The sequence below is a fragment of the Salmonella enterica subsp. enterica serovar Typhimurium str. LT2 genome (assembly GCF_000006945.2).
Classification (GTDB): Bacteria; Pseudomonadota; Gammaproteobacteria; order Enterobacterales; family Enterobacteriaceae; genus Salmonella; species Salmonella enterica.
This window is the reverse complement of the sequence record NC_003197.2, coordinates 2,571,360-2,591,655: the sequence shown is the minus strand read 5'-3', so window position 1 is coordinate 2,591,655 and position 20,296 is coordinate 2,571,360. Positions and strand designations below refer to the sequence as shown.

General features: G+C 55.2%; 19 protein-coding genes and 19 other annotated features. Of the genes, 16 read left to right on the top strand and 3 right to left on the bottom strand.

Annotated features, from left to right (window positions below):
* The first annotated feature begins 71 nt into the window (after positions 1-71).
* Positions 72-77: a ribosome-binding site (putative RBS for aegA; RegulonDB:STMS1H002595), on the top strand.
* Positions 72-2,042, top strand: a protein-coding gene (gene aegA / locus STM2479; RefSeq protein ID NP_461414.1) for a putative oxidoreductase. Within the gene, positions 81-2,042 belong to an annotated coding region; the region does not span the whole gene. Its footprint overlaps the feature before it by 6 nt.
* A gap of 448 nt (positions 2,043-2,490) precedes the next feature.
* On the opposite strand, the gene STM2478 is transcribed toward aegA, so the two are convergent.
* Positions 2,491-3,801 (bottom strand): putative beta-lactamase class C gene (locus STM2478; RefSeq protein NP_461413.1). Within the gene, positions 2,491-3,789 belong to an annotated coding region; the region does not span the whole gene.
* Positions 3,796-3,801, bottom strand: a ribosome-binding site (putative RBS for STM2478; RegulonDB:STMS1H002594). Its footprint overlaps the gene before it by 6 nt.
* Positions 3,802-3,981: 180 nt before the next feature.
* Positions 3,982-3,987 (top strand) — a ribosome-binding site (putative RBS for yffH; RegulonDB:STMS1H002593).
* Between STM2478 and yffH the strand changes: the two genes are divergently transcribed.
* The 3 genes from yffH to STM2475 all read left to right on the top strand — a co-directional run bounded on the left by yffH (position 3,982) and on the right by STM2475 (position 6,094).
* Positions 3,982-4,568 (top strand): putative pyrophosphohydrolase gene (gene yffH / locus STM2477; RefSeq protein ID NP_461412.1). Within the gene, positions 3,993-4,568 belong to an annotated coding region; the region does not span the whole gene. It overlaps the preceding feature by 6 nt.
* Positions 4,569-4,675: 107 nt before the next feature.
* Positions 4,676-4,681: a ribosome-binding site (putative RBS for ypfG; RegulonDB:STMS1H002592), on the top strand.
* The gene (ypfG, locus tag STM2476; RefSeq protein NP_461411.1) for a putative periplasmic protein occupies positions 4,676-5,736 on the top strand. Within the gene, positions 4,693-5,736 belong to an annotated coding region; the region does not span the whole gene. Its footprint overlaps the feature before it by 6 nt.
* A 119-nt stretch (positions 5,737-5,855) precedes the next feature.
* Positions 5,856-5,861 (top strand) — a ribosome-binding site (putative RBS for STM2475; RegulonDB:STMS1H002591).
* Positions 5,856-6,094, top strand: a protein-coding gene (locus STM2475; RefSeq protein ID NP_461410.1) for a putative cytoplasmic protein. Within the gene, positions 5,864-6,094 belong to an annotated coding region; the region does not span the whole gene. (Overlaps the previous feature by 6 nt.)
* A gap of 62 nt (positions 6,095-6,156) precedes the next feature.
* Here the strand turns inward: STM2475 and tktB are convergent.
* Positions 6,157-8,169, bottom strand: a protein-coding gene (gene tktB / locus STM2474) for a transketolase 2 isozyme (protein ID NP_461409.1). Within the gene, positions 6,157-8,157 belong to an annotated coding region; the region does not span the whole gene.
* Positions 8,164-8,169: a ribosome-binding site (putative RBS for tktB; RegulonDB:STMS1H002590), on the bottom strand. It overlaps the preceding gene by 6 nt.
* Positions 8,170-8,176: 7 nt before the next feature.
* Positions 8,177-9,141, bottom strand: a protein-coding gene (gene talA / locus STM2473; RefSeq protein NP_461408.1) for a transaldolase A. Within the gene, positions 8,177-9,127 belong to an annotated coding region; the region does not span the whole gene.
* Positions 9,136-9,141: a ribosome-binding site (putative RBS for talA; RegulonDB:STMS1H002589), on the bottom strand. Its footprint overlaps the gene before it by 6 nt.
* Before the next feature lie 244 nt (positions 9,142-9,385).
* Positions 9,386-9,391: a ribosome-binding site (putative RBS for maeB; RegulonDB:STMS1H002588), on the top strand.
* On the opposite strand from talA, the gene maeB reads away from it, so the two are divergent.
* The 12 genes from maeB (at position 9,386) to eutG (ending at position 20,287) form a co-directional block, all read left to right on the top strand.
* Positions 9,386-11,678, top strand: a protein-coding gene (gene maeB, locus STM2472; RefSeq protein ID NP_461407.1) for a putative transferase. Within the gene, positions 9,399-11,678 belong to an annotated coding region; the region does not span the whole gene. It overlaps the preceding feature by 6 nt.
* A 46-nt stretch (positions 11,679-11,724) precedes the next feature.
* Positions 11,725-12,433 (top strand) — a mobile genetic element.
* Positions 11,862-11,867: a ribosome-binding site (putative RBS for tnpA_3; RegulonDB:STMS1H002587), on the top strand. (Overlaps the previous feature by 6 nt.)
* Positions 11,862-12,326, top strand: a protein-coding gene (gene tnpA_3, locus STM2471) for a transposase for IS200 (protein NP_461406.1). Within the gene, positions 11,868-12,326 belong to an annotated coding region; the region does not span the whole gene. Its footprint lies within the feature at positions 11,725-12,433 and overlaps the feature before it by 6 nt.
* Positions 12,434-12,790: 357 nt before the next feature.
* Positions 12,791-12,796, top strand: a ribosome-binding site (putative RBS for eutS; RegulonDB:STMS1H002586).
* The gene (gene eutS, locus STM2470) for a putative ethanol utilization carboxysome structural protein (protein NP_461405.1) occupies positions 12,791-13,142 on the top strand. Within the gene, positions 12,807-13,142 belong to an annotated coding region; the region does not span the whole gene. (Overlaps the previous feature by 6 nt.)
* A 3-nt stretch (positions 13,143-13,145) precedes the next feature.
* Positions 13,146-13,151, top strand: a ribosome-binding site (putative RBS for eutP; RegulonDB:STMS1H002585).
* The gene (eutP, locus tag STM2469; RefSeq protein NP_461404.1) for a putative ethanolamine utilization protein occupies positions 13,146-13,634 on the top strand. Within the gene, positions 13,155-13,634 belong to an annotated coding region; the region does not span the whole gene. It overlaps the preceding feature by 6 nt.
* Positions 13,596-13,601 (top strand) — a ribosome-binding site (putative RBS for eutQ; RegulonDB:STMS1H002584). Its footprint overlaps the gene before it by 6 nt.
* Positions 13,596-14,301 (top strand): putative ethanolamine utilization protein gene (gene eutQ / locus STM2468; protein ID NP_461403.1). Within the gene, positions 13,612-14,301 belong to an annotated coding region; the region does not span the whole gene. The genes eutP and eutQ overlap by 39 nt, the downstream gene beginning before the upstream one ends.
* Positions 14,286-14,291: a ribosome-binding site (putative RBS for eutT; RegulonDB:STMS1H002583), on the top strand. (Overlaps the previous gene by 6 nt.)
* Positions 14,286-15,101, top strand: a protein-coding gene (eutT, locus tag STM2467) for a putative ethanolamine utilization cobalamin adenosyltransferase (protein NP_461402.1). Within the gene, positions 14,298-15,101 belong to an annotated coding region; the region does not span the whole gene. The genes eutQ and eutT overlap by 16 nt, the downstream gene beginning before the upstream one ends.
* Positions 15,090-15,095: a ribosome-binding site (putative RBS for eutD; RegulonDB:STMS1H002582), on the top strand. Its footprint overlaps the gene before it by 6 nt.
* The gene (eutD, locus tag STM2466; protein NP_461401.1) for a putative phosphotransacetylase in ethanolamine utilization occupies positions 15,090-16,114 on the top strand. Within the gene, positions 15,098-16,114 belong to an annotated coding region; the region does not span the whole gene. Before eutT ends, eutD begins: the two co-directional genes overlap by 12 nt.
* A gap of 28 nt (positions 16,115-16,142) precedes the next feature.
* Positions 16,143-16,148 (top strand) — a ribosome-binding site (putative RBS for eutM; RegulonDB:STMS1H002581).
* Positions 16,143-16,445 (top strand): putative detox protein in ethanolamine utilization gene (eutM, locus tag STM2465; protein ID NP_461400.1). Within the gene, positions 16,155-16,445 belong to an annotated coding region; the region does not span the whole gene. (Overlaps the previous feature by 6 nt.)
* Before the next feature lie 100 nt (positions 16,446-16,545).
* Positions 16,546-16,845, top strand: a complete 300-nt coding sequence (gene eutN / locus STM2464; RefSeq protein NP_461399.3) for a putative detox protein in ethanolamine utilization — start codon at positions 16,546-16,548, stop codon at positions 16,843-16,845.
* Positions 16,843-16,848, top strand: a ribosome-binding site (putative RBS for eutE; RegulonDB:STMS1H002580). Its footprint overlaps the gene before it by 3 nt.
* The gene (eutE, locus tag STM2463) for a putative aldehyde oxidoreductase in ethanolamine utilization (protein NP_461398.1) occupies positions 16,843-18,260 on the top strand. Within the gene, positions 16,857-18,260 belong to an annotated coding region; the region does not span the whole gene. It overlaps the preceding feature by 6 nt. Before eutN ends, eutE begins: the two co-directional genes overlap by 3 nt.
* Positions 18,259-18,264 (top strand) — a ribosome-binding site (putative RBS for eutJ; RegulonDB:STMS1H002579). Its footprint overlaps the gene before it by 2 nt.
* Positions 18,259-19,110 (top strand): putative heatshock protein (Hsp70) gene (gene eutJ / locus STM2462; protein ID NP_461397.1). Within the gene, positions 18,271-19,110 belong to an annotated coding region; the region does not span the whole gene. Its footprint overlaps the feature before it by 6 nt. Before eutE ends, eutJ begins: the two co-directional genes overlap by 2 nt.
* Positions 19,087-19,092 (top strand) — a ribosome-binding site (putative RBS for eutG; RegulonDB:STMS1H002578). (Overlaps the previous gene by 6 nt.)
* Positions 19,087-20,287, top strand: a protein-coding gene (eutG, locus tag STM2461) for a putative transport protein in ethanolamine utilization (RefSeq protein NP_461396.1). Within the gene, positions 19,100-20,287 belong to an annotated coding region; the region does not span the whole gene. Before eutJ ends, eutG begins: the two co-directional genes overlap by 24 nt.
* The last annotated feature ends 9 nt before the right edge of the window (positions 20,288-20,296 follow it).

The following is a 20,296-nucleotide window of genomic DNA, read 5'->3' as shown; positions in this document are numbered from 1 at the left end:
ATTGCCGACCCCGCCTTCGTCAGTTAATAACAATGCTCATATAAAGAATAAGGTTTTTGCAACCAAAACAGAAGGACGCCATGAATCGTTTTATTATGGCCAATAGCCAGCAGTGTCTGGGCTGCCATGCCTGCGAGGTCGCCTGCGTAATGGCTCACAATGATGAGCGACATGTCCTGACGTCACAGCGCTATCAGCCCCGAATTACTGTCATTAAACATCAGCACCAGCGCAGCGCGGTTACATGTCACCATTGCGAAGATGCGCCCTGCGCCCGTAGCTGTCCGAACGGCGCGATCGCGCATATTAACGACAGCGTGCAGGTCAATGCGCAGAAGTGCATCGGCTGTAAATCCTGCGTCGTCGCCTGTCCATTCGGCACCATGCAGATGGTATTGACGCCCGTCGCGCCAAACCAGTTCAAAGCCAGCGCGCATAAATGCGATCTGTGTCAGGGACGTGAACAGGGGCCGGCCTGTGTGGAAAATTGCCCGGCGGATGCGCTGCAACTGGTCACCGAAGACTCGTTGACCCGTCTGGCTAAAACGCGACGGCTGCGTACCGCCCGGCAGGAGATTCGCCCCTGGCATACCGTGGATACACAACACAGTGGGGCAGCAAGCAGCAAAGCCGAGCGTATGCAGGCGACGCCGCCGCGCGGCGAACCGGATAAACTGGCGATTGAAGCGCGTAAAACCACCTTTGAGGAAATTTATCTGCCGTTTCGCGCCGCGCAGGCGGAGCGTGAGGCGTCCCGCTGCCTCACATGCGGGGAACACAGTATCTGCGAATGGACCTGTCCGCTGCATAACCATATTCCCCAGTGGATCGAACTGGTGAAAGCCGGCGATATTGATGCGGCGGTAGAGCTTTCCCACCAGACCAACTGTCTGCCGGAAATTACCGGGCGCGTCTGTCCGCAGGATCGGCTATGCGAAGGCGCGTGTACACTCCGCGATGAGTATGGCGCGGTTACCATCGGCAATATTGAGCGCTATATCTCCGATCGCGCTCTGAGCAAAGGCTGGCGTCCCGACCTGTCGGACGTACAGAAGAGCGATAAGCGCGTGGCGATTATCGGCGCGGGGCCGGCAGGTCTTGCCTGCGCTGACGTGCTGGCGCGCCATGGCGTAAGCGCCACCGTCTACGATCGCCATCCGGAAATCGGCGGTTTACTCACCTTTGGTATTCCGGCTTTCAAACTGGATAAATCTCTGCTGGCGCGCCGTCGGGAAATCTTCAGCGCGATGGGGATTCGTTTCGAGCTTAACTGCGAAGTAGGGAAAGATATTTCTCTGGAGACGCTGCTGGAGAGTTATGACGCCGTCTTTGTTGGGGTTGGAACCTATCGTTCCATGAAGGCTGATTTACCGAATGAAGATGCGCCGGGGGTATATGATGCGTTGCCATTCCTCATCGCCAATACCAAACAGGTGATGGGGCTTCCGGCGTTGCCTGACGAGCCGTTTATTGATACTGCGGGCCTTAACGTGGTTGTGCTGGGCGGCGGTGACACCGCAATGGACTGCGTACGTACGGCGCTGCGTCATGGCGCTGCTAACGTCACCTGCGCTTATCGCCGCGATGAGGCCAATATGCCAGGGTCGAAAAAAGAGGTGAAAAACGCGCGGGAAGAGGGCGCGAACTTTGAATTTAACGTTCAGCCGGTTGAGTTGGTGCTGGATACGCACGGGCGCGCCAGCGGTATTCGCTTTTTGCGTACGCGGCTTGGCGAACCGGATGGTCAGGGGCGACGCCGCCCGGTACCTGTACCGGACAGCGAGTTCGTGATGCCGGCGGATGCGGTCATTATGGCGTTTGGTTTTCATCCGCATGGTATGTCGTGGCTGGAATCGCATGGCGTGAAGGTGGATAACTGGGGACGTATTGCCGCCAGCGTCGAGAGCGAGTTTCGTTACCAGACGTCCAACCCGAAAATTTTCGCCGGCGGCGATGCGGTGCGCGGCGCCGATCTGGTGGTGACGGCGATGGCAGAAGGCCGACATGCTGCGCAGGGGATACTCGACTGGTTAGCTAAATAAGCGTATTTGTAGGCCGGTTAAGGCCTGGAACGGTTAAATGATTGAGTGATAAAAAATCTTAAACTTATTGGCTAACCTTACTCCGTTTGCAGAAATGTTGACGCTCGCAGGGCTGAACGCCCTGCGATAAACATTTTCCCGTCGGGGCGACGTTTAACAGGCCTGATGAGGACAATCTTAGTATTGAAAATAGAGTGTAAATTGAAGGAAGGGACGCTATCAGAACCCCTTCTTAGAGCCTATCCCATTAGGGCTATTTTACTTGCCATTTTGGTCCTGGGCAGTGCTCGCCAAAACGCGTTAGCGTTTTGAACGCCGCTTGCGGCGGCCCGAAGGGCGAGCGTAGCGAGTCAAACCTCACGTACTACGTGTACGCTCCGGTTTTTGCGCGCTGTCCGTGTCCAAACTGGCTGCGCCAATAACGCCTACAGAGATAGGCTCTTAATTTTTATTTTAAGGAACCATATATCTGGTCAACAATCCAGCCATACGTCGCCGCAGGTAATAATCCACTGACAAAAACATTCGGATTCACTTTAGGATTTGCTACCGGCGAGTGCGGCCTGTTACCTAAAATCACAATCGCCATATGATTAACCGGATCGATAGACGTCAGCGTTCCGGTCCATCCGGTATGTCCATACGTTTGCGGACTGGCTAATACCCCGAACGTGGGGGTCATTGAGGCGTTGCCGTTAACGCGCCACCCCAGACCAAAGGTAGCGTCTTCTGGCGAGCGGCGAGTAAACTGCGCAACCGTTTTGTCGTCGAATAGCTTCACGTTACCGTAGCCGCCCCCATTGAGCATGACTTGCATTAACACAGCCATATCATGGGTGTCAGAAAACAGTCCGGCGTGTCCTGAAACGCCGCCCATTGAGTACCAGGCTTTTTCATCATGCACCTGGCCCCATAGTGTATTGGTGCGAATATTGGGGAAATGAATCACGCCGTCACGCGTGTTGCCATGTAGTTCCGTTGCGGCGATTTGCGGCGGCGTGAAGCCTTTCATCAGCGGGTTAAAGACGGTATGTTTTAATCCGAGCGGTTTATAAATGGTGGTTTCGACGTAGCGATCTAATGGCATTGCCGTTATCGATTCAATGATAAAACCAAGAATCATATAATCCACGTCGCTGTAGATATGCTTCGACCCAGGTTGATATTCCAGCGGTGTCTTTTTAATCATCTCCAGAGTAGTGCTTTTACTCTGTGAGAATAATTTACCGGCGACGTTTTTATTAGGATATTGTGGGTCGGCAGGAAAGCCCGCGACGTGATGAAGAATATCAATAATGCGGAGTTTATTTTTGCCTTTTATTTTATCCCCAGGCATATCCTTAAAGCCGGGGATATATTTTGATACCAAATCATTGACATCTATTTTTCCTTCATACACTAGTTTTTGCAATGCGAAGTTAGTGGCATACATTTTTGTGTTTGAAGCCAGATCATACATCGTGTTAGTGGTCGCCCGAATGGGATGGGCTAACAGCGTGGAACCGTCATATTTTTTGGCATAGCCCCAGGCTTTTTGTAGAACAATATGATTATCTTTTATCACCAGAAGATTGATGCTGGGATATCCGGCATCAATTTGATTTTGAATCCAGCCATCAAGTCGGTGAAGTTTTTGGCTATCAAACCCCACCTGATCAGGGCTCGCGGTGGTCAATACAGGATACTCAACGGCAAAAGCTGAAAGGGAAAACGTCAGTAGAACCGTCGCAACGAGAGTAAATTTCATGATGATTCCCTCAGTCTCACTCCGGCCGTCAAATCATATCGCGAGCATGGACTCTGCGGCCCGGAGAAGCAGAATATGGTCATGGCAGTGACAGAAAAATATGGCTGTACGTCCGTTCAGTCGGCATTAAGGATTAACCCTTCAGCAGACAAAACCGACCTCACGGCGTAATATTAATGCTCTTTTTACACCCTGGAGCCAGCATGTCGCAAACCATTACGCTTATTAAGGATAAAATTCTTTCTGATAATTATTTTACTCTGCGCAACATTACCTATGACCTGACCCGTCGTAATGGCGAGGTTATCCGTCACAAGCGTGAGGTTTACGATCGCGGGAATGGCGCAACCATTCTGCTTTACAACTCAACTAAAAAAACCGTGGTTCTGGTTCGCCAGTTTCGCGTGGCGACATGGGTCAACGGTAATCAAGACGGTATGTTAATTGAAACCTGCGCTGGCCTGCTTGATAACGACGAGCCGGAGGTCTGTATCCGTAAAGAGGCCATTGAAGAGACAGGGTATGACGTTGGTGAGGTACGCAAGATATTTGAGCTTTATATGTCGCCAGGCGGCGTCACGGAGCTGATTCATTTCTTCATTGCCGAATATCATGATAGCGAGCGTGCCAGCATCGGCGGCGGCGTGGAGGACGAAGAGATTGAGGTGCTTGAACTACCGTTTTCCCGGGCGCTGGAAATGGTGCGCTCAGGCGAGATTCGGGACGGTAAGACCGTGTTATTGCTTAACTATTTACAGACGTCTCATCTAATGGACTGAAAAAAAAGAAATATATTTCTTTACACAAAAAAGACCAATCCGATAAATCTGATTGAGAACCCTGAGGCGCGCAAGGAAGATACCGCCTTAGCTGTGTTGTTCTGAATCTGGGGTTGTTCCGTTCATGCGCTACCGCGTTATTCTTTTTTGTCTGTTTGGCCTGTTGCCGGTCCAGCTACTGTGGGCTGCGCCAGCGCAACGGACTTTTTCCGACTGGCAGGTCACCTGCAATAACCAAAATTTTTGCGTAGCGCGCAATACTGGCGAACATCATGGGCTGGTGATGACATTAAGCCGCAGCGCCGGGGCGCGTACCGATGCGGTACTGCGTATCGACCGCGGCGGTTTGGCGCCGCCCGACGCTAAAGAAGCCGCAATTGCGCCTCGCTTATTGCTGGATGGCAAACCGCTTTCGTTCAACAGTCCACACTGGCGCGTGTCGCCCTGGCATCTCATGACCGGCGATCCTGCCACCATCACCGCATTTTTACAGACGATTCAGGATGCGCAGGCCATCACCTTAAAAAACGGCGTTCAGACGCTTTCGCTGGCGGGATTAAAAGCGGCATTACTGTTTATCGACGCGCAACAAAAACGTGTGGGCAGCGAAACCGCCTGGATTGAAAAAGGAAACGAACCGCCGCTCAGCGTGCCCCCGGCACCGGCATTAAAGGGGATCGCCGTGATTAATCCAACGCCCGTACCGCTGAGTGAGGAAGAACGCGACGATCTGCTGGACTACGCAGCATGGCGGGTAAACGGCATTCGTTGTTCGCTTGACCCGCTGCGTCGCGAGACGCAGGTCAGCGCGTTGACGGATGATAAAGCGTTATTGATTGTTAACTGCGAAGCCGGCGCCTATAACACTATTGATCTCGCCTGGGTAGTTTCACGCAAAAAAACGCTCGTCTCGCGCGCCGTACGTTTGCGGCTGCCGTTTAATCGCGGCGTCGAAAGTAATGACATGGAGTTGATGAACGTCTTCTTTGACGAGAAAACGCGCGAGCTGGTGACGTTGGCGAAAGGGCGGGGGTTAACCGACTGCGGTATCCAGACGCGCTGGCGTTATGATGGCGATCGTTTTCGTCTGGTGCGTTATGCCGAAGAACCGAGCTGCGATAGCTGGCACGGGCCGGATGCCTGGCCTACGCTGTGGATCACGCGTTGAATCCTGGTTGTTATCCCCTTTTCAGAATAGGGATACACCTATTGAGGTTTCATTTATGGTATAGAGATTGCTACGTTACGGTAGGATTGTTACTTTACCCGATAGCCTCACCACAGCAGGAAATAGTATGAAAATAAATAATGGCCCCGTATTATGCCCCCATTGTGGCTGCCTGAGCGCTTATTATGAAATAGATCGGCTGGCGGCGATAAGAGAAAAAGTGAATAAAGAAGGCGGATCAGCGGCGTGGGATTCAACATTGCAGGCGCATAAAAAAAAGGCCTTTTGCCTGATGTGCCATAAATCCATTGATGAGGTCGTCATCGGGCAGTCAGATGCGCCTGAGTCTACGAAGTAATTTTGCACAGCCTACAGAACAGGTCTGCAGACTGTGCAAAGTCTGTGTTGCTAACGCTCGCCTTAGCCTTTGATGTTTAGCACCCGGCGGGCTTTTTCTACAATATTTTCCACGGTAAAGCCAAAATACGGGAACAGTTTGTCAGCCGGAGCGGATTCACCGTATCCCGTCATGCCGATAATTGCGCCTTTTAGGCCAACATATTTATACCAGTAGTCGGCTATACCGGCCTCCACCGCGACGCGGGCGGTTACGTGTGCCGGTAGCACTGATTCGCGATATGCCTCGTCCTGCGCATCGAAAATATCCGTTGAAGGCAACGACACCACGCGAACGTTATGCCCCTCGCCAGTCAATTTTTCCGCCGCCTGTAGGGTAATTTCCATTTCCGATCCGGTAGCGATCAGAATGATATCCGGCTTGCCGCCGCTATCTTTCAGAATATAACCGCCGCGGGCAATCGCTTTCACCTGTTCCGGCGTGCGTTCCACCTGCGCCAGATTCTGCCGCGAGAGAATCAGCGCCGTCGGCCCGTGCTGACGTTCAATGGCCAGCTTCCAGCCGACTGCCGCCTCAACCTGATCGCAGGGACGCCAGGTGCTGAAGTTAGGCGTTAAGCGCAGGCTCGCCAGTTGTTCCACGGCCTGGTGCGTCGGGCCATCTTCGCCCAAACCGATGGAGTCGTGGGTATAGACCATAATCTGCCGGGCTTTCATTAAGGCCGCCATACGCGCCGCGTTACGCGCATATTCGACAAACATCAGAAACGTGGCGGTATACGGTACAAAGCCGCCGTGGTGGGCGATGCCGTTAGCAATGGCGGTCATGCCGAATTCGCGCACGCCATAGTGGATATAATTACCTGCCGGATCCTCTTTCAACGAGGTCGAACCTTTCCAGATAGTCAGGTTGCTCGGCGCCAGATCTGCCGATCCGCCCAACAGTTCCGGCAACAGGGGACCGTAGGCATTGAGCGTATTTTGCGATGCTTTACGGGTGGCGATTTTGGCCGGATTAGCCTGCAAGTCGTTAATAAATTTTTGCGTGGCGGATTCCCATGCCTCCGGCAGTCCGCCGCTCATCCGGCGGGTAAACTCCGCGGCCAGCTCAGGATAAGCCTTCTCATAAGCAGCAAACTTTTCCTGCCACTGCTGCTGCGCTTTCTCGCCTTTTTCACGGCCATCCCACGCGCGGTAAATTTCTTTTGGGATCTCAAACGCCGGATGATGCCATCCCAGCTTCTGGCGGGTCAGCGCCACCTCTTCTTCGCCCAGCGCCGCGCCGTGCGACTCCTCCTTCCCGGCTTTATTCGGCGAGCCAAAACCTATCACCGTCCGACAGATAATTAGCGAAGGTTTATCTTTTACGCTCTGGGCTTCGAGAATGGCTTTTTTCACCGCCTCCGGATCGTGCCCGTCAATGTCATGTACGACATGCCAGTGGTAGGCTTCAAAACGTTTGGCGGTATCGTCGGTAAACCAGCCTTCGGTTTCGCCATCAATGGAGATGCCGTTGTGATCGTAAAAGCCGATCAGTTTGCCCAGTCCCAGCGTACCAGCCAGCGAACACACCTCATGCGAGATCCCCTCCATCAGACAGCCGTCGCCCATAAAGACATAGGTGTAGTGGTCGACAATCTCATGGTCCGGCCGGTTGAACTGTGCGCCTAACGTACGCTCGGCAATCGCCAGCCCGACGGCATTCGCCAGCCCCTGGCCCAGCGGTCCGGTGGTGGTTTCAACGCCGGGCGTATAGCCAATCTCCGGGTGACCTGGCGTTTTAGAGTGCAGTTGACGGAAGTTTTTTAACTCCTCCAGCGGCAGGTCATACCCGGTTAAATGCAGCAGACTATAGAGCAGCATGGAGGCGTGACCGTTGGAAAGGATAAAACGATCACGGTCATACCAGGTCGGATCGGTGGGGTTATGTTTAAGAAAATCGTTCCATAGCACTTCAGCGATATCCGCCATCCCCATCGGCGCGCCGGGGTGCCCGGAATTGGCTTTTTGAACGGCATCCATGCTCAGCGCACGAATCGCATTGGCAAGGTCTTTACGGGACATAAATCACTCCATGCAAGGTTTATAGTTTGGCGGCAAGCAGGTCTTCCAGTTTGCGCTGGTCAACGGCAAAAAGACGGATACCTTCCGACAGCTTCTCTACGGCCATCGCGTCCTGATTATGTTCCCAGCGGAACTCCGCTTCCGTCATTGGCGTAGGACGGTGGAACATCTGCGAGGAAGGCACCAGTTTACGGATCACCGGTTCTTCTTTTTCTTTCAGCTCTTTAAGCAGGTTAGGGGAGATAGTCAGTCGATCGCAGCCGGTTAGCGCGAGGATTTGCTCAGTACGGCGGAAACTTGCCCCCATCACGATGGTTTCATAGCGATGCTGTTTAAAGTAATCGTAGATATTGCGTACCGATTTCACGCCGGGATCTTCCTCCACGACATACGGCTCCAGCGGACTACGCGCCTGATACCAGTCGTAAATTCGGCCCACGAACGGAGAGATCAAATAGACGCCCGCTTCGGCGCAGGCGCGCGCCTGGGCAAAAGAGAACAACAACGTCAGGTTGCAATTAATACCCTCTTTTTCGAGCTGCCCGGCGGCGCGGATACCTTCCCAGGTCGCGGCGAGCTTGATCAGAATGCGTGATTTATCAACACCCTGCTGCTGGTAGAGATCCACCAGATGGCGCGCTTTCTCGATACTTTTTTCTTTATCGAACGATAACCGCGCGTCGACTTCAGTGGAGACGCGACCGGGAATACTTTTCAGTATTTCCGCGCCAAAATTAACCGCCAGTTTATCGCTGGCTGCCGCAACCTGCTGTTCCTGCGTACCGCCGTGTTTTTTCCCCCAGGCAATCGCATCCTCAATCAAATGACCATACTGCTCAAGCCCGGCGGCTTTTAACAGTAAAGAGGGATTTGTCGTGGCATCCTGCGGCTGGTAGTGGCGGATGGACTCGATGTCGCCGCTATCGGCGACGACGGTAGTGAATTGTTTGATGCCGTCTAGCTGGTTCATAGGAAATACTCCTTGAAAAGTAAAGTGTTAGATGAGTGTGTTGATTCACACTTCTGAAAGATTGATACACTACATAACCAAAAAGCATAGCAGACAGGCATGGTATTGCTGGTATAAGCAGGTAACATGACCGTTATAAGTTGATAACAAACTCTTGCGCTGCGTCGTGATAGTTTGCAGACCTTCAAAGTTTGTGTTGCGCAGTACGGTGATAATGTGCGGCGCACCAGGCCGCGTCACTTTTTGAACGATACGTGAAAGGAACAACAAGATGGATGAGCAGTTAAAACAAAGCGCCCTTGATTTCCACGAATTTCCGGTACCCGGTAAAATTCAGGTTTCTCCGACTAAGCCCCTTGCCACCCAACGCGATCTGGCGTTGGCTTACTCGCCAGGCGTGGCGGCGCCCTGCCTGGAAATCGAAAAAGATCCGCTGGCAGCCTACAAATACACCGCGCGCGGCAACCTTGTCGCGGTCATTTCCAACGGTACAGCGGTACTGGGGTTAGGCAACATTGGCGCGCTGGCCGGCAAGCCGGTCATGGAAGGCAAAGGCGTTCTGTTTAAAAAATTCGCCGGCATCGATGTGTTTGACATTGAAGTCGATGAGCTTGATCCGGACAAATTTATCAATGTGGTCGCAGCGCTGGAGCCGACCTTTGGCGGCATTAACCTCGAAGACATTAAAGCGCCGGAATGTTTCTATATTGAACAGAAACTGCGCGAGCGCATGAACATCCCGGTTTTCCATGACGATCAGCACGGAACGGCGATCATCAGTACGGCCGCCATTCTTAATGGTCTGCGAGTCGTAGAGAAAAATATTTCCGACGTACGGATGGTCGTCTCCGGCGCAGGGGCGGCGGCAATCGCTTGTATGAACCTGCTGGTCGCGTTGGGGATGCAAAAGCACAACATCGTGGTGTGCGACTCTAAGGGCGTTATTTACAAAGGCCGTGAGCCGAATATGGCGGAGACCAAAGCGGCCTATGCGGTAGACGACAGCGGCAAGCGCACGCTGGATGAGGTCATTGACGGCGCGGATATTTTCCTCGGCTGTTCAGGCCCGAAAGTGCTGACTCAGGAGATGGTGAAGAAAATGGCCCGCGCGCCAATGATTCTGGCGCTGGCCAACCCGGAACCGGAAATTCTGCCGCCGCTGGCGAAAGAAGTGCGTCCGGACGCCATCATCTGTACCGGTCGTTCCGACTATCCGAACCAGGTGAACAACGTATTGTGCTTCCCGTTTATCTTCCGCGGCGCACTGGACGTCGGCGCGACGGCGATCAACGAAGAGATGAAACTGGCGGCGGTCCGTGCGATTGCCGAGCTGGCGCACGCCGAACAGAGCGAAGTGGTGGCCTCGGCCTATGGCGATCAGGACCTGAGCTTTGGGCCGGAATACATTATTCCGAAACCGTTTGACCCGCGTCTAATTGTCAAAATCGCTCCGGCGGTCGCGAAAGCGGCAATGGATTCCGGCGTGGCGACGCGCCCGATTGCTGACTTTGATGCCTATATCGATAAACTGACCGAGTTTGTCTACAAAACCAACCTGTTCATGAAGCCGATCTTCTCGCAGGCACGCAAAGATCCGAAGCGCGTAGTGCTGCCGGAAGGGGAAGAGGCGCGCGTGCTGCACGCAACCCAGGAGTTGATAACCCTGGGACTGGCGAAGCCCATCCTGATCGGACGTCCGAGCGTGATCGAAATGCGTATCCAGAAACTGGGGCTACAGATCAAAGCGGGCGTTGATTTCGAGATCGTGAATAATGAATCCGATCCGCGCTTCAAAGAGTACTGGAGCGAGTATTACCAGATCATGAAGCGTCGCGGGATAACTCAGGAACAGGCGCAGCGTGCGATGATCGGCAACCATACGGCCATTGGCGCGATCATGGTGCAGCGTGGGGAAGCGGATGCGATGATCTGCGGCACCATCGGCGACTACCATGAGCATTTCAGCGTCGTGAAAGCCGTCTTTGGCTACCGTGACGGCGTGCATACGGCAGGGGCGATGAACGCCTTACTGCTGCCAAGCGGCAACACTTTTATCGCCGATACTTATGTTAACGAAGATCCCACGCCGGAACAGTTGGCGGAGATCGCCGTAATGGCGGCGGAAACCGTTCGCCGCTTTGGTATTGAGCCGAAAGTCGCGCTGTTGTCGCACTCTAACTTTGGTTCCTCAAATTCGCTGTCCGCCAGCAAAATGCGCGAAACCCTTGAGCGGGTACGCGAACGAGCGCCCGATCTGATGATTGACGGTGAGATGCACGGTGATGCGGCGTTGGTGGAAAGTATTCGTAATGACCGGATGCCGGATAGCCCGCTGAAGGGAGCCGCCAATATTCTGGTGATGCCGAATATGGAAGCCGCTCGCATTAGTTACAACTTACTCCGCGTCTCCAGTTCCGAAGGCGTCACGGTCGGCCCGGTCCTGATGGGCGTGTCTAAACCGGTACATGTATTAACGCCGATCGCCTCTGTACGCCGTATCGTGAATATGGTGGCGTTAGCGGTAGTTGAAGCGCAAACCACGCCGCTTTAATAACGCATTACTCTCTCTTCTGGCGCAGGTTCTCCTGCGCTTTTTTGTCTATGGAAAACCCCCAGCTAGGCTGGGGGTTCCGGAAAGCTTTCAGCTTTAAGCCAGTTATTAAAACCCCTTTTGATTTGTTAAAACATCTTGCGGTCTGGCAACTGCAAAAGTTCAACAAGAAATCAAAAGGGGGTCCCAATGGGGGACGAAAAGAGCTTAGCGCACACCCGATGGAACTGTAAATATCACATAGTTTTCGCGCCCAAATACCGAAGACAAGCGTTCTATGGAGAGAAGCGTAGGGCAGTAGGCAGCATATTAAGAAAATTGTGTGAATGGAAAAACGTACGAATTCTGGAAGCAGAATGTTGTGCAGATCATATTCACATGCTTCTGGAGATCCCGCCGAAGATGAGTGTGTCGAGTTTCATGGGATATCTGAAGGGTAAAAGTAGTCTGATGCTTTACGAGCAGTTTGGGGATCTAAAATTCAAATACAGGAACAGGGAGTTCTGGTGCAGAGGGTACTATGTCGATACGGTGGGTAAGAACACGGCGAAGATACAGGACTACATAAAGCACCAGCTTGAAGAGGATAAAATGGGTGAGCAATTATCGATCCCGTATCCGGGCAGCCCGTTTACGGGCCGTAAGTAACGAAGTTTGATGCAAATGTCAGATCGTATGCGCCTGTTAGGGCGCGGCTGGTAAGAGAGCCTTATAGGCGCATCTGAAAAACCTCCGGCTATGCCGGAGGATATTTATTTATGCGCCGCTGGGCTTCGCCATGGCATGAAAGGCTCGGGTGGGGATATTCTGGAACCTGTTGCGCTTACCCCTACTTATTTCACTGAATCTGTACTATGCACAAATCGAGTGATACGCATTATTTTTATCAATGGTAGTAATACAAAGAATAGTCGGTGAGTATTTATTGCGGAACAGGCTTAAATTCAGAATGACGCCTGAAAATGTGATGCACCACGATATTTATCGTTAACACCTTCGACAGAAGTCACTTTTATTTTCTTTCTCTTAGTGATCTACCTCACCTTTTACATCACCTTGCCGAATTTTGTTATTTACTCCGACAAAAAATTGCCACGATGACGGCAGTTTCAGTGGAGACGGTGAGCAATGAATAAAGAACGCATTATTCAGGAATTTGTGCCGGGCAAACAGGTCACGCTGGCGCATCTCATTGCGCACCCTGGTGAAGAACTGGCGAAAAAGATCGGCGTTCCCGATGCTGGCGCGATTGGCATTATGACTTTAACGCCGGGGGAAACGGCGATGATCGCTGGCGATTTAGCGATGAAGGCTGCGGATGTACACATCGGTTTTCTCGATAGATTTAGCGGCGCGCTGGTGATTTATGGCACCGTCGGCGCAGTAGAAGAAGCGCTATTACAGACGGTCAGCGGGCTGGGGCGATTATTAAACTTTACCCTGTGTGAGTTAACAAAAAGTTAATTGGTGGCGGTAATGAAACGTATTGCTTTTGTCGGCGCGGTCGGTGCCGGAAAAACAACGCTTTTTAACGCGTTACGGGGAAATTATTCCCTCGCCAGAAAAACGCAGGCCGTGGAATTTAATGATCATGGCGATATCGATACGCCGGGTGAATATTTTAGCCATCCCCGTTGGTATCACGCCTTAATTACCACGTTGCAGGATGTGGACACGCTGATTTATGTCCACGCGGCAAACGATAAAGAAAGTCGCTTACCTGCCGGGTTATTGGATGTTGGAACCCGTAAACGACATATCGCCGTTATCAGCAAAACGGACATGCCGGATGCCGACGTCGCCGCTACGCGGCAGTTGCTTTGCGAGATTGGATTCCGGGAGCCGATTTTCGAGCTCAACGGCCACGACCCGCAAAGCGTGCGGCAGTTGGTGGATTATCTGGCGGCTCTCAGTGAACAGGAGGAAGAGGCAGGTGAAAAAACTTATCACAGCTAACGATATTCGTGCGGCCCACGCCCGCGGCGAACAGGCGATGTCGGTAGTGCTGCGCGCCAGCATTATTACCCCGGAGGCTCGCGAAGTGGCGGAACTACTGGGCTTCACGATTACCGAATGCGACGAGTCCGTTCCGGCATCCACATCGGCGCAGGCGTGTAAAAGCGAAAGCCAGCGCATTCGGGAAGCCATCATCGCGCAGCTCCCGGAAGGGCAGTTTACTGAAAGCCTGGTGGCGCAGTTGATGGAAAAAGTGCTGAAGGAAAAGCAGTCGCTGGAACTGGGGACGATGCAGCCGAGCTTTACCTCCGTCACGGGTAAAGGCGGCGTGAAAGTCATTGACGGCAGCAGCGTGAAATTTGGCCGCTTCGACGGCGCCGAACCGCACTGCGTCGGCTTAACCGATCTGGTTACAGAGCAGGATGGTAGCAGCATGGCCGCCGGGTTTATGCAGTGGGACAACGCCTTTTTCCCGTGGACGCTGAACTACGACGAAATCGACATGGTGCTGGAAGGCGAACTGCACGTACGCCATGAAGGCGAAACCATGATTGCCAAAGCCGGAGATGTGATGTTCATCCCTAAAGGCTCCAGCATTGAATTTGGCACGCCAACGTCCGTGCGCTTTCTGTACGTCGCCTGGCCTGCAAACTGGCAATCCGTATGAACGATTTCATCACCGAAACGTGGCTCAGAGCGAATCATACGCTCAGCGAAGGATCGGAGATCCATCTGCCCGCTGACGCACGACTGACGCCCTCGGCCCGGGAACTGCTGGAAAGTCGCCGTCTGCGCATTAAGTTTCTGGATCCGCAAGGCCGGCTGTTTGTCGATGATGACGAACAGCAGCCGCAGCCGGTACATGGCTTAACCAGTAGCGATACGCACCCACAGGCCTGCTGTGAACTGTGCCGCCAGCCGGTGGTGAAAAAGCCCGATACGCTGACCCATCTGACGGCGGACAAAATGGTCGCCAAAAGCGACCCGCGCCTCGGCTTTCGCGCCGCGCTCGACAGCGCCATCGCGCTGACCGTGTGGCTACAAATCGAACTGGCGGAACCCTGGCAGCCGTGGCTTTTCGATATCCGCTCGCGGCTGGGCAACATTATGCGCGCCGACGCTATAGATGAACCGCTGGCGGCGCAGTCTATCGTCGGACTGAACGAGGATGAGCTGCATCGCCTTTCCCACCAGCCGCTGCGCTACCTCGACCACGATCACCTGGTGCCGGAGGCCAGCCACGGTCGCGATGCGGCGCTGCTTAATCTGCTGCGAACCAAAGTCCGCGAAACAGAAACCCTCGCCGCACAAGTGTTTATTACCCGTAGTTTTGAGGTCTTGCGCCCGGACATTTTACAGGCGCTGAACCGTCTCTCCAGTACGGTTTACGTGATGATGATTTTGAGCGTGGCGAAACATCCGCTGACGGTCGCCCAAATTCAACAACGGTTGGGAGAGAAGCCATGATCATTGAACGCGCCCGCGAACTGGCGGTACGCGCCCCCGCCAGAGTCGTCTTTCCTGATGCGCTGGACGAACGCGTGCTGAAAGCGGCGCATTACCTGCAACAGTACGGTCTGGCTCGCCCCGTTCTGGTCGCCAGTCCGTTTGCGCTGCGTCAGTTTGCCCTGAGTCATCGTATGGCGATGGATGGCATTCAGGTCATCGACCCACACAGCAACCTGAGTATGCGCCAGCGTTTTGCGCAACGCTGGCTTGCCCGTGCCGGAGAAAAAACGCCGCCGGACGCAGTGGAAAAGCTTAGCGATCCGCTGATGTTCGCTGCCGCCATGGTGAGCGCCGGTGAGGCTGATGTGTGTATCGCAGGCAACCTGTCGTCAACGGCGAACGTGCTGCGCGCAGGGCTGCGGGTGATTGGCCTGCAACCCGGGTGCAAAACATTGTCGTCTATTTTCCTGATGCTGCCGCAGTATGCCGGTCCGGCATTAGGGTTCGCCGATTGCAGCGTAGTGCCGCAGCCGACGGCGGCGCAGCTGGCGGATATCGCTCTCGCCAGCGCCGACACCTGGCGGGCCATTACCGGCGAAGAGCCGCGCGTGGCGATGCTGTCATTTTCAAGCAACGGCAGCGCCCGTCACCCCAATGTTGCCAACGTGCAGCAGGCGACAGAGCTCGTTCGCGAACGTGCGCCGCAACTGCTTGTGGACGGTGAATTGCAGTTTGACGCCGCTTTCGTGCCGGAGGTCGCCGCGCAAAAAGCGCCTGACAGCCCGCTGCAAGGCCGCGCCAACGTGATGATTTTCCCGTCGCTGGAGGCGGGCAATATTGGCTACAAAATCACTCAGCGTCTGGGAGGCTATCGCGCTGTTGGGCCGCTAATTCAGGGGCTTGCCGCGCCGCTTCACGACCTCTCCCGAGGCTGTAGCGTGCAGGAAATTATCGAACTGGCGTTGGTGGCAGCCGTGCCGCGCCAGGCTGACGTGAGCCGCGAACGCAGCTTACACACACTGGTTGAATGAACGGTCCCGTTCTGGACCCCTTTAATGAGAGGAAAACACGATGGAAGCATTAGGAATGATTGAAACCCGGGGCCTGGTTGCGCTGATTGAGGCCTCCGATGCGATGGTAAAAGCCGCGCGCGTGAAGCTGGTCGGCGTGAAGCAGATTGGCGGTGGCCTGTGTACTGCCATGGTGCGTGGCGATGTGGCGGCGTGCAAAGCCGCAACCGATGCTGGCGCCGCTGCGGCGCAGCGCATTGGCGAGTTGGTCTCCGTACACGTGATTCCACGCCCGCACGGCGATCTGGAAGAAGTGTTCCCGATCAGCTTCAAAGGCGACAGCAACATTTGATGGTAGGCCGGATAAGACGCGCAGCGTCGCCATCCGGCATGAATGCGCGCCATTGCCTGATGGTGCGCAGATTCAAGGCCTACGACCCAACGGGCAATCCATGGAGGCGGATATGAAACTGGCAGTCGTCACAGGACAAATCGTATGTACCGTCCGCCATCAGGGACTGGCGCATGACAAATTGCTGATGGTGGAAATGATCGATGCCCAGGGCAACCCCGACGGGCAGTGTGCCGTCGCTATCGACAGTATCGGGGCGGGAACCGGAGAGTGGGTACTGCTGGTCAGCGGCAGTTCCGCACGCCAGGCGCATCGCAGCGAATTATCACCGGTCGATCTGTGCGTCATTGGCATCGTCGATGAAGTGGTGGCTGGCGGGAAAGTGGTTTTCCATAAATAGGATTGAACATCATGAATCAACAGGATATTGAACAGGTGGTGAAAGCGGTACTGCTGAAAATGAAAGACAGCAGCCAGCCGGCCAGTACTGTTCATGAGATGGGCGTTTTTGCCTCCCTGGATGACGCAGTGGCGGCAGCAAAACGGGCCCAGCAGGGGCTGAAGAGCGTGGCGATGCGCCAGCTTGCCATTCATGCCATTCGCGAAGCGGGCGAAAAACACGCCCGAGAATTAGCGGAACTTGCCGTCAGCGAAACCGGCATGGGACGCGTTGACGATAAATTTGCCAAAAACGTGGCGCAGGCGCGCGGCACGCCGGGCGTCGAGTGTTTATCTCCGCAGGTGCTGACCGGCGATAACGGCCTGACGCTGATTGAAAATGCACCGTGGGGCGTGGTGGCCTCGGTCACGCCGTCCACCAATCCGGCGGCGACGGTGATTAATAACGCCATCAGCCTGATTGCCGCAGGCAACAGCGTCGTGTTTGCCCCGCATCCGGCGGCGAAAAAGGTCTCTCAGCGGGCAATCACTCTCCTCAATCAGGCGGTGGTCGCCGCCGGTGGTCCGGAAAATTTGCTGGTCACCGTGGCGAACCCGGATATCGAAACCGCCCAGCGGTTGTTCAAATATCCCGGTATTGGCCTGCTGGTGGTGACTGGCGGCGAAGCGGTGGTGGACGCGGCGCGTAAACATACTAATAAACGCCTGATCGCCGCCGGTGCCGGCAATCCCCCGGTGGTGGTGGATGAGACCGCCGACCTGCCGCGCGCTGCACAATCCATCGTCAAAGGCGCGTCGTTTGATAACAACATCATCTGTGCCGACGAAAAAGTGCTGATTGTGGTGGATAGCGTCGCCGACGAGCTGATGCGTCTGATGGAAGGTCAGCACGCGGTGAAACTGACCGCCGCTCAGGCCGAACAGCTCCAGCCGGTGCTGCTGAAGAATATCGATGAACGCGGCAAAGGCACCGTCAGCCGTGACTGGGTCGGTCGTGACGCGGGCAAGATCGCCGCAGCCATCGGCCTGAACGTCCCGGATCAAACGCGCCTGCTGTTTGTGGAAACGCCCGCCAACCATCCGTTTGCCGTTACTGAAATGATGATGCCGGTACTGCCGGTGGTGCGGGTCGCCAACGTCGAAGAAGCCATCGCCCTGGCGGTTCAGCTTGAAGGCGGTTGCCACCATACGGCGGCGATGCACTCGCGCAATATCGACAACATGAACCAGATGGCGAACGCCATCGACACCAGCATTTTCGTCAAAAACGGGCCGTGCATTGCCGGGCTTGGATTGGGCGGAGAAGGCTGGACCACCATGACTATCACTACGCCAACCGGCGAAGGGGTGACCAGCGCGCGTACCTTTGTGCGGCTGCGTCGATGCGTGCTGGTGGATGCGTTTCGCATTGTATAAGGGATGACTCATGGCGCACGACGAACAACTCTGGCTCACCCCAAGACTGCAAAAAGCGGCGGCCCTGTGTAACCAGACGCCCGCCGCCAGCGATACACCGCTGTGGCTGGGCGTCGATTTGGGCACCTGCGACGTGGTGTCGATGGTGGTCGACGGCAACGCCCAGCCGGTGGCGGTATGCCTTGACTGGGCCGACGTTGTGCGTGACGGCATCGTCTGGGATTTCTTCGGCGCCGTCACCCTCGTGCGCCGCCATCTCGACACCCTTGAACAGCAGCTCGGCTGCCGCTTTACCCACGCGGCGACCTCGTTTCCGCCAGGCACCGACCCGCGTATTTCGATCAACGTGCTGGAGTCTGCCGGGTTAGAAGTCAGCCATGTACTGGATGAACCGACGGCGGTAGCGGATCTGCTGGCGCTTGATAATGCAGGCGTGGTGGATATTGGCGGCGGCACTACCGGCATTGCCATCGTCAAACAGGGCAAGGTGACTTACTCCGCCGATGAAGCCACTGGCGGGCACCATATCTCCCTGACGCTGGCGGGCAACCGCCGTATTCCCCTGGAAGAGGCGGAACAGTACAAGCGCAGCAATGCGCAGGAGATTTGGCCGGTAGTGAAGCCGGTGTACGAAAAGATGGCGGAAATCGTTGCTCGCCACATTGAAGGGCAAGGAATTGCTGATTTATGGCTGGCGGGCGGCTCCTGTATGCAGCCGGGCGTGGAGGCGTTATTTCGCCAGCGTTTCCCGGAGTTACAGGTGCATTTGCCGCAGCACAGCCTGTTTATGACCCCGCTGGCGATAGCCAACAGCGGGAGAGCGAAAGCGGAGGGACTCTATGCAAGCTGAACTACAGACGGCGCTGTTTCAGGCATTCGACACCCTGAATCTGCAACGGGTGAAAACGTTCAGCGTACCGCCGGTCACGCTGTGCGGACTTGGGGCGCTCGGCGCCTGTGGACAGGAAGCGCAAGCGCGAGGCGTAAGCCATCTGTTTGTGATGGTCGACAGCTTCCTGCATCAGGCGGGAATGACCGCGCCGCTGGCACGCAGCCTGGCGATGAAGGGCGTGGCGATGACGGTCTGGCCGTGTCCGCCTGGCGAGCCGTGCATCACCGATGTCTGCGCGGCGGTGGCGCAACTGCGTGAGGCGGCGTGCGACGGCGTAGTGGCCTTTGGCGGCGGTTCGGTGCTGGACGCGGCGAAAGCGGTCGCCCTGCTGGTGACTAACCCTGACCAGACGCTGAGCGCCATGACCGAGCACAGTACATTACGCCCGCGTCTGCCGCTGATTGCGGTGCCGACCACCGCCGGAACCGGTTCTGAAACCACCAACGTAACGGTGATTATCGACGCGGTCAGCGGGCGCAAGCAGGTGCTGGCGCACGCGTCACTAATGCCGGACGTGGCGATTCTTGATGCTGCCGTGACCGAAGGCGTTCCGCCAAACGTGACGGCGATGACCGGTATCGATGCGTTGACGCATGCGATTGAGGCCTACAGCGCGCTCAACGCCACGCCGTTTACCGACAGCCTGGCGATTGGCGCGATAGCGATGATTGGCAAATCGCTGCCGAAAGCCGTGGGTTACGGCCACGATCTGGCGGCGCGTGAAAATATGTTGCTGGCCTCCTGTATGGCGGGAATGGCCTTTTCCAGCGCCGGTCTGGGGCTGTGTCATGCGATGGCGCACCAGCCTGGGGCGGCGCTGCATATTCCGCACGGCCAGGCCAACGCCATGCTGCTGCCAACAGTCATGGGCTTTAACCGGATGGTTTGCCGCGAGCGCTTCAGTCAAATAGGTCGGGCGTTAACCAATAAGAAATCGGACGATCGCGATGCGATTGCGGCGGTGTGCGAGCTGATTGCCGAAGTGGGACAGAGCAAACGGCTGGCTGACGCTGGCGCCAAACCCGAACACTACAGCGCGTGGGCGCAAGCCGCGCTGGAGGATATTTGTCTGCGCAGTAACCCACGCACCGCCACACAGGCACAGATTATCGACCTGTACGCGGCTGCCGGGTAATGCCTGTAG

What these genes read in the sequence shown, in the direction of transcription:
- eutD (NP_461401.1), top strand. Translation starts at nt 15,098, where the DNA reads ATGATCATTGAACGCGCCCGCGAACTGGCGGTACGCGCCCCCGCCAGA.
- maeB (NP_461407.1), top strand. Translation starts at nt 9,399, where the DNA reads ATGGATGAGCAGTTAAAACAAAGCGCCCTTGATTTCCACGAATTTCCG.
- STM2475 (NP_461410.1), top strand. Translation starts at nt 5,864, where the DNA reads ATGAAAATAAATAATGGCCCCGTATTATGCCCCCATTGTGGCTGCCTG.
- tktB (NP_461409.1), bottom strand. Translation starts at nt 8,157, where the DNA reads ATGTCCCGTAAAGACCTTGCCAATGCGATTCGTGCGCTGAGCATGGAT.
- eutG (NP_461396.1), top strand. Translation starts at nt 19,100, where the DNA reads ATGCAAGCTGAACTACAGACGGCGCTGTTTCAGGCATTCGACACCCTG.
- yffH (NP_461412.1), top strand. Translation starts at nt 3,993, where the DNA reads ATGTCGCAAACCATTACGCTTATTAAGGATAAAATTCTTTCTGATAAT.
- eutM (NP_461400.1), top strand. Translation starts at nt 16,155, where the DNA reads ATGGAAGCATTAGGAATGATTGAAACCCGGGGCCTGGTTGCGCTGATT.
- eutT (NP_461402.1), top strand. Translation starts at nt 14,298, where the DNA reads ATGAACGATTTCATCACCGAAACGTGGCTCAGAGCGAATCATACGCTC.
- eutE (NP_461398.1), top strand. Translation starts at nt 16,857, where the DNA reads ATGAATCAACAGGATATTGAACAGGTGGTGAAAGCGGTACTGCTGAAA.
- aegA (NP_461414.1), top strand. Translation starts at nt 81, where the DNA reads ATGAATCGTTTTATTATGGCCAATAGCCAGCAGTGTCTGGGCTGCCAT.
- eutN (NP_461399.3), top strand. Translation starts at nt 16,546, where the DNA reads ATGGAGGCGGATATGAAACTGGCAGTCGTCACAGGACAAATCGTATGT.
- eutJ (NP_461397.1), top strand. Translation starts at nt 18,271, where the DNA reads ATGGCGCACGACGAACAACTCTGGCTCACCCCAAGACTGCAAAAAGCG.
- talA (NP_461408.1), bottom strand. Translation starts at nt 9,127, where the DNA reads ATGAACCAGCTAGACGGCATCAAACAATTCACTACCGTCGTCGCCGAT.
- eutS (NP_461405.1), top strand. Translation starts at nt 12,807, where the DNA reads ATGAATAAAGAACGCATTATTCAGGAATTTGTGCCGGGCAAACAGGTC.
- STM2478 (NP_461413.1), bottom strand. Translation starts at nt 3,789, where the DNA reads ATGAAATTTACTCTCGTTGCGACGGTTCTACTGACGTTTTCCCTTTCA.
- tnpA_3 (NP_461406.1), top strand. Translation starts at nt 11,868, where the DNA reads ATGGGGGACGAAAAGAGCTTAGCGCACACCCGATGGAACTGTAAATAT.
- eutP (NP_461404.1), top strand. Translation starts at nt 13,155, where the DNA reads ATGAAACGTATTGCTTTTGTCGGCGCGGTCGGTGCCGGAAAAACAACG.
- ypfG (NP_461411.1), top strand. Translation starts at nt 4,693, where the DNA reads ATGCGCTACCGCGTTATTCTTTTTTGTCTGTTTGGCCTGTTGCCGGTC.